Source organism: Kitasatospora sp. NPDC004289, from assembly GCF_053602875.1.
The window spans coordinates 71,615-84,011 of record NZ_JBSGEL010000024.1; the positions used below are offsets into that span (position 1 = coordinate 71,615).

The window sequence follows — 12,397 nt, forward strand, 5'->3', positions numbered from 1 at the left end:
GTACCGGCCGCTCTCAGCGGGGCCGGCGCCGCCCGATCCGGGTGACGACCGCCGGGCGGGCCTGGACGAGGTGGATCTCGCCGTCCGCGGTGATGGCGCCCTCGATCTCCTGGGGCCCGCCGAAGTGGCTCTCCAGCCCGCGGGCCAGCCGGGCGATCCGGCGGGCGGTCTGGACGTCGAGCACCGGACGGTGCGCCAGGTCCTCGGGCACCTCGACGACGGTGGTGCCCCCGGTGTCGGCGGGCACCAGTCGGCGGGTCTTGCGCACCGTGCGCAGCTCGACCACCCCGGTGCCGACGTCCACCGAGAAGTGGTCGACGTCCGCGCTCCCTCCCGTCACGCCCTCGCCCAGTCCGTAGGCCGCCGCCAGATGGGCCTGGTCGGCGGTGTCCGGGGCGCTGCGGAGATCGCGGCTGACGGCCACGAAGGACCGCTCGGCCCGTACCAGTCGCTGGATCCCCACCGCCATCCGGGTCGCCGCCGGGTCACCGCCGCGGGCGAAGCGGTCGAGCACCCGCTCGGTGGTGAAGGCCGATGCCCAGCACTGGGACACCCGGTCGACGAGCTCATCGCGCCCGACCGCCGGGAAGCCGCCACCCGGGGCCGGGGCCGCCTCCTCCCCGCCGCCGTGCGCTCCTGCCCGGGCGGGCACCGCACAGGACCGCACCATCACGGTGCCACCGTCGTCGGTCAGGCGGTCGTACGCCTCCAGCAGCGCCGCGGCCAGGCCTTCCGGCACCCCGGCGCCGCGCACCCGGGCACGGGCCCGTGCCGCCCAGGCGGCCAGCTCACCCGAATCCCGCACGGCCGGAGCGCTGATGCCGGTCTCGGCCCGCACCGCGTCGAAGGCCTCGACCGACACGCACACGAACTCCGGCACCCGGTACCCGGCGGCCAGCAGCCGAGCCTGACGCGCGAACTTGTGCCCCACCAGTAGTGGATCGGCGGCCTGCGTCGCGGCCCCGGGGAAGACCAGTCGGTGCGCCGCCGGCGCCGCCGCCCGTCGTCCGCCCCGCGCATCCGCCGTCGCGACCAGTCGCGTCTGTTCCGATATCACCGGTGCCTCCTCCTCACCCGATCGCCGGTGTCGCATGCCGTACCGCACAGCGCGTCGGGTGCCGCCTGCCGTGGCCGGCGGCACCCGACGCGTTTCCGGGGCGGGGGCGTCGACGCCCCCGCGGCCCGCCTCGCCGTCACTGACCCCACTGCAGGTAGATCACCGGCGGCTCACGGCCGGGCAGCTGCTTCAGCGGCGCGAAGTCCAGGCCGAGCACCTCGCGCAGGGCCGTGGTCTCGCCCGGCCACTTGGGGTGGGCGAGTTCGTCGAAGGCCAGGATGCTCCCCTTGGTCAGGTGCGGCTTGATCGCCTCGAGCAGCTCCTTGGTCGGCTGGTACAGGTCCAGGTCGAAGTAGGCCATGGCGATGATCGTCTCGGGATTGTCGGCCAGGTACTGAGGCACCGTCTCGCGGACGTCGCCCTGGACGACGAAGGAGCGCTGGGTGTGGCCGAAGGGCTCGGTGGCCTCGTGGGCGGCGAGCACCTCGCGCAGGTGCTGCACCTCACCGTCGGGCACGGCGAAACGGCCGGGCACGGCACTGGTGCTGACCTTGTCGACCGAGTCGATGTCCTCGGGGAATCCGGTGAAGGTGTCGAAGCCGACGATGCGGCGCAGCGAGTTGTAGGGCTCGTAGATGCTGCGCAGCGCGGTCAGGGTGGCCAGGTGGCGGCCGTGGAGGACACCGAACTCCATGATGGTGCCCGGCACGTCGCCCAGCATGCGGTACAGCTGGTCCATGGACAGCAGGTCGGCCAGCTGGTGGCGGCGCATGTAGACGGCGAGGTTGTCGATCAGGTACTGCGGCGGGATCGGCGTCTCGACGAGCAGCTTGGTCAGGCGCTCGCGGGCGTCGCGGTCCTGGGCCGACTCGTGCGGCACGATCAGCGGGTCGGTGAACTTCTCTGCCGTCATGGGAGGTTGTCCTTTCGAGTGGTGCCGGGCCGACCGGTCCGGCGGATCCGTGGGGGTGGTGGTCAGGAGAGCCATGCGTCGGGGGCGGGGCCGCCCCGTCCGACCGGCGGGAACAGCTGGTCGAGCTCGGACAGGAGGGCCTCGGGCGGCGGTGAGGTGAGGGCGGCGAGCGCACCGTCGATGTGCTGCTCGGTGCGCGGACCGATCACCGCGGCGGTCACCCCGGGCCGGGACAGCGTCCAGGCCAGCGCCGCCTGCGCGGGATCGGTGTCGAAGTCGGCACACAGCTTCTCGTAGGCCTCGATGGTGTCCCGGTGCTCCAGCAGGGCCTCCGCGGCCCGGCCCTGGGCCGACTTGACGGCGTCGTTGTCGCGGATCTTGCGCAACACGCCGCTGAGCAGGCCGCCGTGGAGCGGCGACCAGACCAGCACGCCGAGTCCGTAGGCGGCGGCCGCGGGGATGACCTCCAGCTCGGGGTGGCGGGTGACCAGGTTGTAGACGCACTGCTCGGACACCAGGCCCAGGCCGTTGCGGCGCCGGGCCGCCTCCTGGGCGGAGGCGATGTCCCAGCCGGCGAAGTTCGAGGACCCGACGTAGCGCACCTTGCCCTGGGTGACGAGCAGGTCCATCGCCTGCCAGATCTCGTCCCAGCCGACGGACCGGTCGATGTGGTGCATCTGGTACAGGTCGATGTGGTCCGTGCCCAGTCGGCGCAGCGAGGCCTCGCAGCCGGCGACGATGTTGCGGGCGGACAGGCCCTGGTCGTTGAGGCCGTCGCCCATCGGGTCGCCGACCTTGGTGGCGAGCACCACCTGGTCGCGACGGGCGGGCTGCTTGGCGAGCCAGCGGCCGATGACCTCCTCGGTGTGGCCCTTGTAGACCCGCCAGCCGTAGGTGTTGGCGGTGTCGACGACGTTGATGCCCTGGGCGAGGGCGTGGTCCATCAGCCGGTGCGCCTCGGGTTCCTCCACCCGGCCGCCGAAGTTGACGGTGCCGAGGACCAGTCTGCTGACGCGCAGTCCGGTGCGGCCGAGCCGTGTGTGGATCACGTGGTCTTCCCTTCCGACGGCCCTGACACGACGGCCAGGTCCTGGGTGGTGTCGGGCAGCCGGCGCACCAGGTCGCGCGCGCCGATCACCGCCAGTGCGACGCTGGTGAGCGTGGGGTTGCAGGCCGTGGGCGTCGGGATCACCCCGTTGCCCGCCAGGTAGAGGTTCTCCAGGCCCCAGACCCGGCAGGCCGGGTCGCAGACGCTGCTGCCGTCGTCGGCGGCGCCCATCCGTACGGTCCCCTGGTAGTGCAGGGAGCTGCCGCCGGGCAGGACCCACGGGCTCTCCCCCGCCAGCGGCCTGCCCACCAGCCCGCTCAGTCGCAGCGCCTCGGCCTGGGCGCGGCGCAGGATGCTGCGGTCCGCTTCGCCCAGGGTGTGACGGATCGTCATGGCCGGCATGCCCAGCCAGTCCTGGTCGGTGTCGCTGAACTCCAGCCGGTTGTCGCGCCGCGGCTCCTGCGCGGTGAACAGGTGGACGGAGAGCAGCGGCTCGGCGGGCGGCTCGCCGGCACCGGGGCGGGCCAGGGTGGCCGGGTCGATCCGGGTGAGCATGCCGTGGAACGGGTACTCCTCGCCGTCGCAGGGGATCCAGGTCACCCCGCTGGCCGCGAGGGTGGAGACCGTGGAGTCCGACATCACCGGCGCCGGGCCCGTCGACTCCGCTGCCACGGCCTCCGCCTCGGGCAGGTCCACCTCGGCCAGCAGCGAGACCTGGGAGTGCTCGTTGAGGTAGCGGCCCAGGGCGGCGGGGCGCACGCCGGAGGCGAAGAGCAGCTGCGGGGTCCGCAGCGGGTCGGCCGCCACCACGACGTGGTCGGCCCGCACCTGGTACGCGGTGCCGTCGGCCCGGTCGCGCAGCCGGACGCCGAGGGCGCGGCCGTCCGCGGTGAGGATCCGCTCGCAGAGCGTGTCGGGGCGCAGTTCGAAGTGCTTGTTCGCGCCGGCGGCCAGGTCGCCGAGGACCACGTCGGTGCCGCAGCGCCGGAGGCCCGCCGGGGTGTTGCGGACTGCCATCGGCATGGGCTGCACCCGCCGCCCGGGGGCGCGGTCCTCGTCCAGGTCCGCGCCGAGCACCTGCCGCAGGTGGGCGGCGAAGGCCGAGCCCTGGAACTGCGTGCTCGAGACGTCGAGCAGTCGCTCGGCGACGGTGAGGGCCTCGTCCAGGACGGCGGGGTCGAGGAACGGGATCCGCTCGGTGCCGTCCGGACGGGGACTGGCACCGAACCAGTGGGATCCCATGCCGCCGACGTTGCAGGCCTGTTGGGCCGCCGGCCATCCGTCGCCGGCGGGCTCGCCGGAGCCCACCGGGATCAGCCCGGGCCGGGTGAGGAGCGCGCGGGCGCGGTCCTCGGGGGTCCGGTGCTGGGCGACGGCCGAGGCTGCCGAGAGCGGGTAGCGGTGCTGGTGCGGGCCCTGGGAGGCGAGGACGGCGCGTTCGCGCTCTCCCGCGTCGGTCAGGTTGGCCAGGTGCGCGCCGGGCGGGTCGGTGACGGCGGGGCCGGCCTCGACCATCAGCACCCGGGCCCGGGGCCGGGCGTCGGTGACGAGGCGGGCGTAGGCCGCCCCGGTGGGGCCGCTGCCGACGATGACGACGTCGACGTGCTCGGTGAAGTGCGGTTCGGACACGGCTGCGGTCCCCTCGGTCACAGCGAACGGGCGATGACGATGCGCTGGATCTGGTTGGTGCCCTCGATGATCTGGAGCAGCTTGGCCTCCCTCATCCAGCGTTCGACCGGGTGGTCCTGGACGTATCCGTAGGCGCCCAGGGCCTGCACGGCATCGGTGGTGACGCGCATCGCGGTATCGGTGGCGAACAGCTTGGCGCGGGCGGCCGCGGCGGTGACGGCGGAGGGCGCGGCCCCCCGGTCGAGGGCCTGGGCGGCCTCGCGGACCAGCGCGCGGGCGGCCGCGACCTGGGTGGACATGTCGGCGAGCATGAAGGCCAGCCCCTGGAAGTCGGCGACGGGGCGCCCGAACTGACGGCGGGTCTTGGCGTAGGCGACCGCGTAGTCCACGGCGGCCGCGGCCAGCCCCACGGCGCAGGCCGCGATGCCCAGGCGGCCGCGGTCGAACAGACCGGAGGCGATCAGGAACCCCTTGCCGGGCCGGCCGATCAGGCGCTCGGCCGGCACCTGCGCGCCGTCCAGGGCGATGGCCGCGGTGGGCGACGAGCGCGTGCCCATCTTCTTCTCCAGGCCCTGCACCACCAGGCCGTGGGTGTCGGCGGCGGTGAGCAGCACGGACAGTCCGCGCGCGCCCTCGCCCCCGGTGCGGCAGAAGATGTTGTAGAAGTCGGCCTGACCGGCGTGGCTGATCCAGGACTTGGTGCCCTGGAGCGTGTAGGCGTCCTGCGAGCGGTCCAGGCGGGCGGTGCAGGCCAGCGCCGAGATGTCGGAGCCGGCCTCGGCCTCGGAGATGCAGTTGGCGCCGAGCCGCCGGCCGCCCAGCATGTCCGGCAGCCACCGCTCGCGCTGGCGGTCGGTGCCGTAGGCGGCCAGCGGGTAGCAGGACAGGACGTGGATGTTGACCGACTGGGCGACGGCGAGCCAGCGCCGGGCGAGGATCTCCAGCACGGTGAGGTACTCCTCGTGGCCCAGGCCGCCGCCGCCGTACTCGGCGGGGTAGGGCAGGCTGAGCAGCCCGGCCCGGCCGAGGGTGTCGAGGATCTCCCGCGGGAAGTGCGACTGCGCCTCGAAACTGTCGGCGTTGGGGGCGAGTTCCTTGTCCGCCAGCTCCTCGGCCAGGACCAGGAGCTCGCGCACCTCCTCCTTGGTCGCTGCACGGGGTCCGTCGGCGACGAGGGGTAGATCGGTCATCGGGTCGGCGCCTCTCGGTGAGGATGGGTGTCGTGGACGGTACGGCGGGGGCCGGGGGTGCCGGCCGGCAGCGCGATGCGCAGGCGGACCCGGTGGGCGGGTCCGTCGAAGGCGAGGGCCGCGGCGCAGCCGCCCAGCGGGGGCAGCGTGCGCCAGGCGAAGTCCCGGCCGTGGCCGCGCCGGGCCAGCAACGGCCCGGGGAACCGGCCCGGGGAACGGGTCAGACCGCGTCCGGTGGCCTTGGCGTGCGCCTCGAGGATCGTCCAGCGCCGGGCCAGGGCGGTGGGACGGCGGTCGGGCTCCAGGGCGGCCAGTTCGCGCTGCTGCTCGGGTGTGCAGCAGCGCCGCAGCAGGCCGTCGGTGACCGGGACCGGTGCCTGGAGGTCGATGCCGACGGCGCGGCCGACGGCGACGGCGACGGCGACGGTCCCGCCGCTGTGGGACAGGCTGATGCCGGTCGTCGGCCGGTCCGCCAGCACGGGCTTGCCGCGGTCGGTCAGGACGATCCGGCTGGCGGCGGCCCCCGCTTCGAGGGTGTGGCCCAGAGCCCACCGCAGCAGTCCGCGCCCGGCGGTGAACTCCCGGGCCCGGTGCGGCGGGTAGGCCGCCGCACCGGTCCGTTCGACCGCGCTGAGCAGGTGCCCGTAGCGGTCCGCGGCGGTGGCGACGTCGCAGACGGCCACCAGGATGCCGGAGGTGGCGTGGCCGCTCACCACGTGCTGATGTCTCACCACGTGCTGATGTCCGGCCAGCTGCGCCGGACCCGGCGCACGGCGTGGTCCCAGTAGGAGCGCACCGACAGGTCGGCGTAGACGAAGTCGCGCTTGAGGGCGACGTCCGTGTCGCTCGACCAGCTGTAGGGGACGCCGGTCTGTTCGGCGAGCAGTTGCAGCCGGCAGGCGCGCTCGAGGACCTGGGCGAACACGGCCGCGTGCCGCACGCTCCGGCCGATCACCACCGAGCCGTGGTTGCGCAGCAGGACGCCGTTGCCGTCGCCGAGCGCGTGCGCGATGGCCTCGCCGGTCTCCTGGTCCAGGACCGTGTTGCTGGTCAGGGTGAACAGGCCCAGGGCGTCGACGAAGTGCGCGCCGTCGTGCGAGACGGGTCGCAGCGTCAGGTCCGTGGCGCCGAACACCAGGGTGTGCGGGGCGTGGCTGTGCACGATGCCGTTGACGTCCGGGCGGGCGCGGTAGATCGCTTGGTGCAGCGGGAGTTCCGGTGGGGCCAGCGGATCGACGGGAGCCGCCGGGTCGGTGTCGGCCGCCACGATCTGGCCGGGACCCGCCTCGTCGAACCCCACCAGGGCGTTCTTGATGTAGAAGGTGTCCGAGCCGGGCATCCGCGCGGAGATCTGCCCCTGGTTGAAGTCGTCGTGCCCGTCCAGGGAGAGCATCCGGGCGCCCAGGGCGATCTGCTCGGCCATCCGGGTCGGCACCCGGGCTCCGGTCGTGGTCGCCGTCACCGGACCCCCTCCGCTCGGCCGGTGGCGCGCTCCATGGCGGCCACCATGTCGTCGAACACCTCGTGGACGGTGTAGCTGCCGGGGGTGTGGCCCACGGCCCAGGTCGCGACCCCGATGGCGCCGGCCGCGGCCGCCCGGAGCGAGCCGACGTGATGGCTGATCACCAGGCTCTGCTCCGGCCAGCCCAGGCTGACGGTGTGGTCGCTGACGGCGGGCCCGTGGCGCAGCGAGGCCACGTCGGCGGGGTCGGCCCCGGTCTGCCGGGTCCACTCCCGGGCCAGCAACTCGGCCGTGGCGCTGGGCCGGTGGGCCTTGGTGACCGGGTGGCGCTCCAGCACGGCGGCCTCGGGCACGGCGCCGTCGATGCCGGCCCGCGCCATCGTCGTCACCACCTGCGCGACGCCGCGCAGGGCGCGGGTCTGCAGGTAGTTGCCCAGCGACAGGTTGGCGGCCAGCACCACCGGCACCCCGGCGGCCAGGTCTCGCAGTCGCCGCACCTGGACCTCGGGCAGCGCGGAGACGCACTCGACCAGCGGCAGTCCGAACTCGGCGCACAGGTCGGCGACCTGGCCGGTGACGGCCGGGGCGGAGCAGTCGATGACGACGTCGGCCGCGGGGCCTCGGCGCCAGGTGTCCACGGCGCGGGGCTCGTAGACCCGTACGGAGTGCCCCTCGGCCTGGGCGAGTCCGCCGACCGCCGCGGCGAGCCGGCCGGTGCCGACGATCCCCAGGACCGGCTCAGACATCGCCGGACTCCAACTGCTGACAGACCAGGTCGACGATGCTGTCGATGGTCTCGAAGCGCTCGCTGTCCTCCTCCGGGTCCAGGTAGACACCGAGCTCGTTCTCCACGGTGTCGATCATCCGGATGTAGGCGAGGGACGAGTAACTGACGGCCGGTAGCGACCAGTTGGCGGCGGCGAGGGCCTGCTCGGTCAGATCGCCCTCGGCGGCGCCGAGCACGATGCGCACGATGCGCGGACGGATCTGGTTCGAGGACACGGGCATGACGGCGTTCTCCTGGCGGGTCGTCACTGGGGCTGGCCAGTGGTGATGAACAGGCCGCGCAGCTGGGCCATGGCGGGTTTGCCGGTGGAGCCGCGGGGGATCTGGGGCACGACGCGGATGAGACTGGGGACCTTGTAGGCGGAGATGCGCTCGGCCAGCCGGCGGCGCCCCTCGGCCGGGTCGAAGCCGGGTTCGGCGGTGATCACGGCAGCCAGTGCGCTGCCGCCGTGCCGGTCGGGGGTCTCCAGGACGACCGCGTCGGTGACGCCGGGGACGTCGAGGAGGGCCTGGGTGACCTCGAGGGCGTCGATCTTGCGCCCGCCGACGTTGATCTTCTGACTGGTGCGTCCGGTGAGCACCAGGCTGCCGTCGCGGAGGTAGCCGGTGTCGCCGGTGTGGTAGAAGCCGTCCTGGTCGATGTGGCCCTCCAGTACGCCGGGCGCGTTGAGGTAGCGGGTGCCCATGGACTGGCTGTGCACCTGCACCACCTCGGGTGCGGCGGCGGTGCCGGCCCGCAGGCGCACGCCGGGCAGCGGCTGGCCCAGGCCCGGATCGGTCAGCGGGTCCGCGGCGAAGGTCAGCGGGCCCGCCTCCGCCACCCCGAAGTAGTTCTGCAGCGGCACGCCGGTGCGCGCCGTGAACTCGCTCCGGGTGTCGGGGCGCAGCGGCGCCGCCGAGGAGACCGCCATCCTCAGGTTCGGCGGTGCGGCGCCGTCGGCGGGGCGGCGGACCAGCGACTCGTAGAGCGCCGGGAAGCCGACCAGCCGGGTGGCGGCGGTGCTCGCGAGCAGCCGCGACACCGCGCCGCCGGTGGGCAGTCCGCTGCCCAGGTGCAGGTCGGCGCCGACCAGGAAGGCGGAGAGCAGCGAGGTGTTGAAGGCCAGGCCGTTGGAGAGGGAGGCGAAGCACAGGATGCTGTCGCCGCCCGAGAGGCCGGTGCCCTCGGCCCAGTTCGCCGCGGCCCGGTGCACCGCGGTGCCGGCGAACTCGATGCAGTTGGGACGGCCGGTGGAGCCGGAGGTGAACCGGCACACCTCGGTCAGGTCGTGCAGCGCGGGTGCTTCCTCCCGGGCGGGCAGGCCGGTCGCCAGCAGCGACCCCAGCGTGCCGCGCGGGGTGCCGACCTCGGGCGCGGCCGCGGCCTCGTCCTGGAGCAGCAGGTCGAGCCCGCAGTCCTGCCGGATGAGCTGCACCTCGCGCGGGCCGCTGGCCCGGTCGATCAGGAAGGGCACGCTGCCGGCCTTGAGGACGGCCAGGTAGGCGACCAGGTAGGCGACCGAGTTGCCGGACTGGATGGCGACCCGGTGCCGCTCGCCGGGGCCGAGCAGGGCGCGCAGCCGGGTGGCCTGCTCGTCGGCGGCCCGGTCCAACTCCCGGTACGTGAGCCGGGTGTGACGGTCCGTCACCTGTGCCCGGCCGCCGCCGTCGCGCAGGGCCTTGGTCATGATGTCGGCGAGCATCGGTCAGCGTCCCCCGTGGGCGTAGGCGCCCTGTAGGCGGTCGGTCTTCCGGGTGGCGGCGCCGCGCGGCCCGAGCATCGCGACGTAGAGGACCTCGTCCTGATCGGTCAGCCCGGCGAGGCGGTGCCAGGCCGCGGCGTCGAAGCCACCGATGGTGGTGATCGCCACGTCGGCGTCGGTGGCGCCCAGGTAGAGCAGGTGGGCCAGGGCCCCGGCGCGCAGCAGCGCGTGGTCGATCCCGGCCATGCCGTGCCGGAAGACCTGCTCCCGGCGGCCGTGGAAGACGACGGCGGCGGCCGTGTGACGCAGGTGCTCCTGCCCCATGCAGATCCGCACCAGGTCGTCGTCACTGCTCGTGGCGCGACCGCGGGGTGCGGCGTCCTCGGTACCGGCGCGCAGGACGCGGTAGGCGCCGGGGGCCAGACCGTCCACCCGGCGGGCGACCAGCGTGGCGCCGAAGCCGTCCGCGGGCGGCAGGTCGGTGGGCAGCGGGGTGCTCATGGCGGCCAGCGCCCGCCGCAGCGCGTCGGCCGGCACCGGGCCGGGCCCGAAGTCCTTGGCGGAGCGCCGGACGGCGGCGAGCCGGGCCAACCGGGCCAGCTGGGCCGGCTGCGGCGGCGCGGCCGCCTCGGTGCCGTCCAGCAGGCTGAGCGGCGGGGTGCCCGAGGACGCGGTCGGCCCTTCGTGGCGGAATTCGGCCAGCTGTTGCCAACATCGGTACTCGAAGTGCTCGGGCCGCCGGGGCGAGCGGCGGGTGTCCCGGTGGTCGGTGCAGCTCCAGGCGCCGGGCTCGGGCGACCGGTGGCCGGCCGGGCCGTCCAGCAGCAGCACGCTGTGCGGCAGGAGGTAGTCGTCCCCCAGGCCGAGCAGGGTGTTCAGCGGGCCGGTCGCGGCACCGGTCAGCCACTGCGCCCGGCGGTGTCCGGCCGCGGCCAGGCACAGCAGGTGGGTGCCCAGGTGCGCGGTGTCCAACTGGGCGTACAGATAGCCGCGTTCGTCGTACTTGCGGATGGACAGCCAGGGCCGCACCACGAGCAGCACCAGGCTGGCGTCAGGGCCCGGCAGCGCGAGGCCGCCGTCGCACAGCGCCTTGTCCACCTCCTCGCCTGCGTGGGTGAGGTAGCAGGTGCGCCGGGCCACGTCCACGGAGAACACCCGCGGCCCGTCCGGACCGCTGGTGACCACCCGCAGCTCGTAGGGCTGCAGCGCGCCGGCCGAGGGGGCGCTGTGACCGCCGGTGGCGGAGCCTTGCGCGGAGGCCTCGAACAGGGCCAGGGCGGCGTGCAGTTCGGCGGGTACGGCCATCGGCCGCGGGCGCGGCGTGCCGTCGGGGGCGGCGACCAGCGCCATCCGCCGCCACAGGCGCTGCGCGGTCTGCTCGGCCCGCTCGGTGCCGAGCCCGCCGGCCGGGTCGGCCAGGGCCCCCAGGGGGTGCCCTGCGGCCCGGTCGCACACCAGAGAGTCTCGATCGTTCACCGGTTTCGCTTCTCCTTTCCTGCCAAGACGGAGCGGCGTCAGCACCTGCGGCTGCCACTGACGGACGAGTCGCGCCAAGGTGGTTCCTTACGCAGAGTGAGCACTGCCGAAGACGGGGAACGGGATTTCCAATTAATCCGGTGAAATAATCTTGCCAGAGGCGATCACGGCCGTGTAGACCATTTAGTGGCCTGGAGCGGCCATGGCCGCCGGGGGACATGCCAGCAGGGAGGCCGCGAGGTGCCGGTACAACAGGATGAAATGGCGGGGAATGCCGTGGGAACGTTGTCGGAGCTACTCGAAAGGCAGCAGCGGGCGCTGGTCAGCGCGGCGGACTGCGCCCGGCTGCTGGAGTCCCACGTGTCCGCGCTGGCCGTGCACCGCGCCGCGGTCCCGGCCGGCCACACCGGCGACCCGGTGGAGGTCCACGACCCGGCGCGGGCCCATGAGCTGCTCGACGCCGCGGTGGCGCTGGCCCGCGGTCAGATCCGCCTGATCCAGCCGTCGGTCATCGCCCGCCACCTGGTCATCGACCGCCTGGGCGGCGACTGGCGGGAGCGCGGGTCGCGGGTCGGCGTGCGCACCATCCACCAGAGCGGCCTGTTGCAGAACGCCACGGCCGTCTCCCACCTGGAGAAGCTCTCCCGGCGCGGGGTCCAGATCCGGGTGGCGCCGCTGCTGCCGTTCCGGCTGGTCGTCGTCGACGACGAGATGGCGCTGGTGTGCCTGCCGGACTCTACGCTGCTGGTGCGCCAGCCGGCCCTGCTGCAGGTCCTCATCCGGATCTTCGAGTACTGCTGGGACGACGCGCGCGACCTGCGCACCGGCGCGGCGGAGGACGACGGGCCGTGCCCGGAGGACCGGCCGGTCGGCACCCGGGCCCCGGTGAGCCTGACCGAGCAGCAGCTGGTCATCCTGCGGCTGTGGGCCAAGGGCCGCCAGGACCTGGAGATCGCGCGCGAACTGAACGTCTCCCCGCGCACCCTGCGCCGCACGGTGTCCTCGTTGCTGCGCCGACTGGGCGTGAGCAGCCGCTTCGAGGCCGGCGTCATCGCCGCGCGGACCCACCAGCTGCTGCCCGACCCGGATCCGCTGCCCCCGCACTCCTGACACCCGGCGGCCAGGGCTGCGCACCGGGCCCTGGCCGTCAGCGG

General features: G+C 74.1%; 12 protein-coding genes. 1 reads left to right on the plus strand and 11 read right to left on the minus strand.

The window, feature by feature from the left end:
- Positions 1 to 13: 13 nt before the first annotated feature.
- The 11 genes from ACWEPF_RS18340 to ACWEPF_RS18390 form a co-directional block, all read right to left on the minus strand.
- Entirely contained in the window at positions 14 to 1,057 is a 1,044-nt protein-coding gene (locus ACWEPF_RS18340; RefSeq protein ID WP_452173388.1) for a PEP/pyruvate-binding domain-containing protein, read from the minus strand.
- Between the two features lie 136 nt (positions 1,058 to 1,193).
- Positions 1,194 to 1,970 carry a class I SAM-dependent methyltransferase gene (locus tag ACWEPF_RS18345; RefSeq protein WP_452173389.1) on the minus strand — a complete coding sequence of 259 codons (777 nt, stop codon included), beginning with the start codon at positions 1,968 to 1,970 and terminating at the stop codon, positions 1,194 to 1,196.
- Positions 1,971 to 2,032: 62 nt separating this feature from the next.
- Positions 2,033 to 3,019 carry an aldo/keto reductase gene (locus ACWEPF_RS18350; protein WP_452173390.1) on the minus strand — a complete coding sequence of 329 codons (987 nt, stop codon included), beginning with the start codon at positions 3,017 to 3,019 and terminating at the stop codon, positions 2,033 to 2,035.
- A complete protein-coding gene (locus ACWEPF_RS18355; RefSeq protein ID WP_452173391.1) occupies positions 3,016 to 4,647 on the minus strand; it encodes a GMC oxidoreductase in 1,632 nt (543 codons plus the stop codon). The genes ACWEPF_RS18350 and ACWEPF_RS18355 overlap by 4 nt, the downstream gene beginning before the upstream one ends.
- 17 nt (positions 4,648 to 4,664) lie before the next feature.
- Complete coding sequence (locus tag ACWEPF_RS18360) at positions 4,665 to 5,837, minus strand: acyl-CoA dehydrogenase family protein (protein WP_452173392.1); 1,173 nt, start codon at positions 5,835 to 5,837, stop codon at positions 4,665 to 4,667.
- Positions 5,834 to 6,568, minus strand: a complete 735-nt coding sequence (locus ACWEPF_RS18365; RefSeq protein ID WP_452173393.1) for a 4'-phosphopantetheinyl transferase family protein — start codon at positions 6,566 to 6,568, stop codon at positions 5,834 to 5,836. Before ACWEPF_RS18365 ends, ACWEPF_RS18360 begins: the two co-directional genes overlap by 4 nt.
- Positions 6,565 to 7,299, minus strand: a complete 735-nt coding sequence (locus ACWEPF_RS18370; RefSeq protein WP_452173394.1) for a class II aldolase/adducin family protein — start codon at positions 7,297 to 7,299, stop codon at positions 6,565 to 6,567. Before ACWEPF_RS18370 ends, ACWEPF_RS18365 begins: the two co-directional genes overlap by 4 nt.
- Entirely contained in the window at positions 7,296 to 8,045 is a 750-nt protein-coding gene (locus ACWEPF_RS18375; RefSeq protein WP_452173395.1) for a dihydrodipicolinate reductase C-terminal domain-containing protein, read from the minus strand. Before ACWEPF_RS18375 ends, ACWEPF_RS18370 begins: the two co-directional genes overlap by 4 nt.
- Positions 8,038 to 8,307, minus strand: coding sequence for a hypothetical protein (locus ACWEPF_RS18380; protein WP_452173396.1), 270 nt, complete (start codon positions 8,305 to 8,307; stop codon positions 8,038 to 8,040). The genes ACWEPF_RS18375 and ACWEPF_RS18380 overlap by 8 nt, the downstream gene beginning before the upstream one ends.
- A gap of 23 nt (positions 8,308 to 8,330) precedes the next feature.
- On the minus strand, positions 8,331 to 9,767 hold the full coding sequence (locus ACWEPF_RS18385; RefSeq protein WP_452173397.1) for a class I adenylate-forming enzyme family protein: 1,437 nt from the start codon (positions 9,765 to 9,767) through the stop codon (positions 8,331 to 8,333).
- 3 nt (positions 9,768 to 9,770) lie between these two features.
- A complete protein-coding gene (locus ACWEPF_RS18390) occupies positions 9,771 to 11,243 on the minus strand; it encodes a nitroreductase family protein (protein ID WP_452173398.1) in 1,473 nt (490 codons plus the stop codon).
- 285 nt (positions 11,244 to 11,528) lie between these two features.
- Here ACWEPF_RS18390 and ACWEPF_RS18395 point away from each other — a divergent pair, with 285 nt between their 5' ends.
- Entirely contained in the window at positions 11,529 to 12,353 is an 825-nt protein-coding gene (locus ACWEPF_RS18395) for a helix-turn-helix transcriptional regulator (protein ID WP_452173399.1), read from the plus strand.
- The last annotated feature ends 44 nt before the right edge of the window (positions 12,354 to 12,397 follow it).

What these genes read in the sequence shown, in the direction of transcription:
- ACWEPF_RS18375 (WP_452173395.1), bottom strand. Translation starts at nt 8,045, where the DNA reads ATGTCTGAGCCGGTCCTGGGGATCGTCGGCACCGGCCGGCTCGCCGCG.
- ACWEPF_RS18385 (WP_452173397.1), bottom strand. Translation starts at nt 9,767, where the DNA reads ATGCTCGCCGACATCATGACCAAGGCCCTGCGCGACGGCGGCGGCCGG.
- ACWEPF_RS18380 (WP_452173396.1), bottom strand. Translation starts at nt 8,307, where the DNA reads ATGCCCGTGTCCTCGAACCAGATCCGTCCGCGCATCGTGCGCATCGTG.
- ACWEPF_RS18360 (WP_452173392.1), bottom strand. Translation starts at nt 5,837, where the DNA reads ATGACCGATCTACCCCTCGTCGCCGACGGACCCCGTGCAGCGACCAAG.
- ACWEPF_RS18345 (WP_452173389.1), bottom strand. Translation starts at nt 1,970, where the DNA reads ATGACGGCAGAGAAGTTCACCGACCCGCTGATCGTGCCGCACGAGTCG.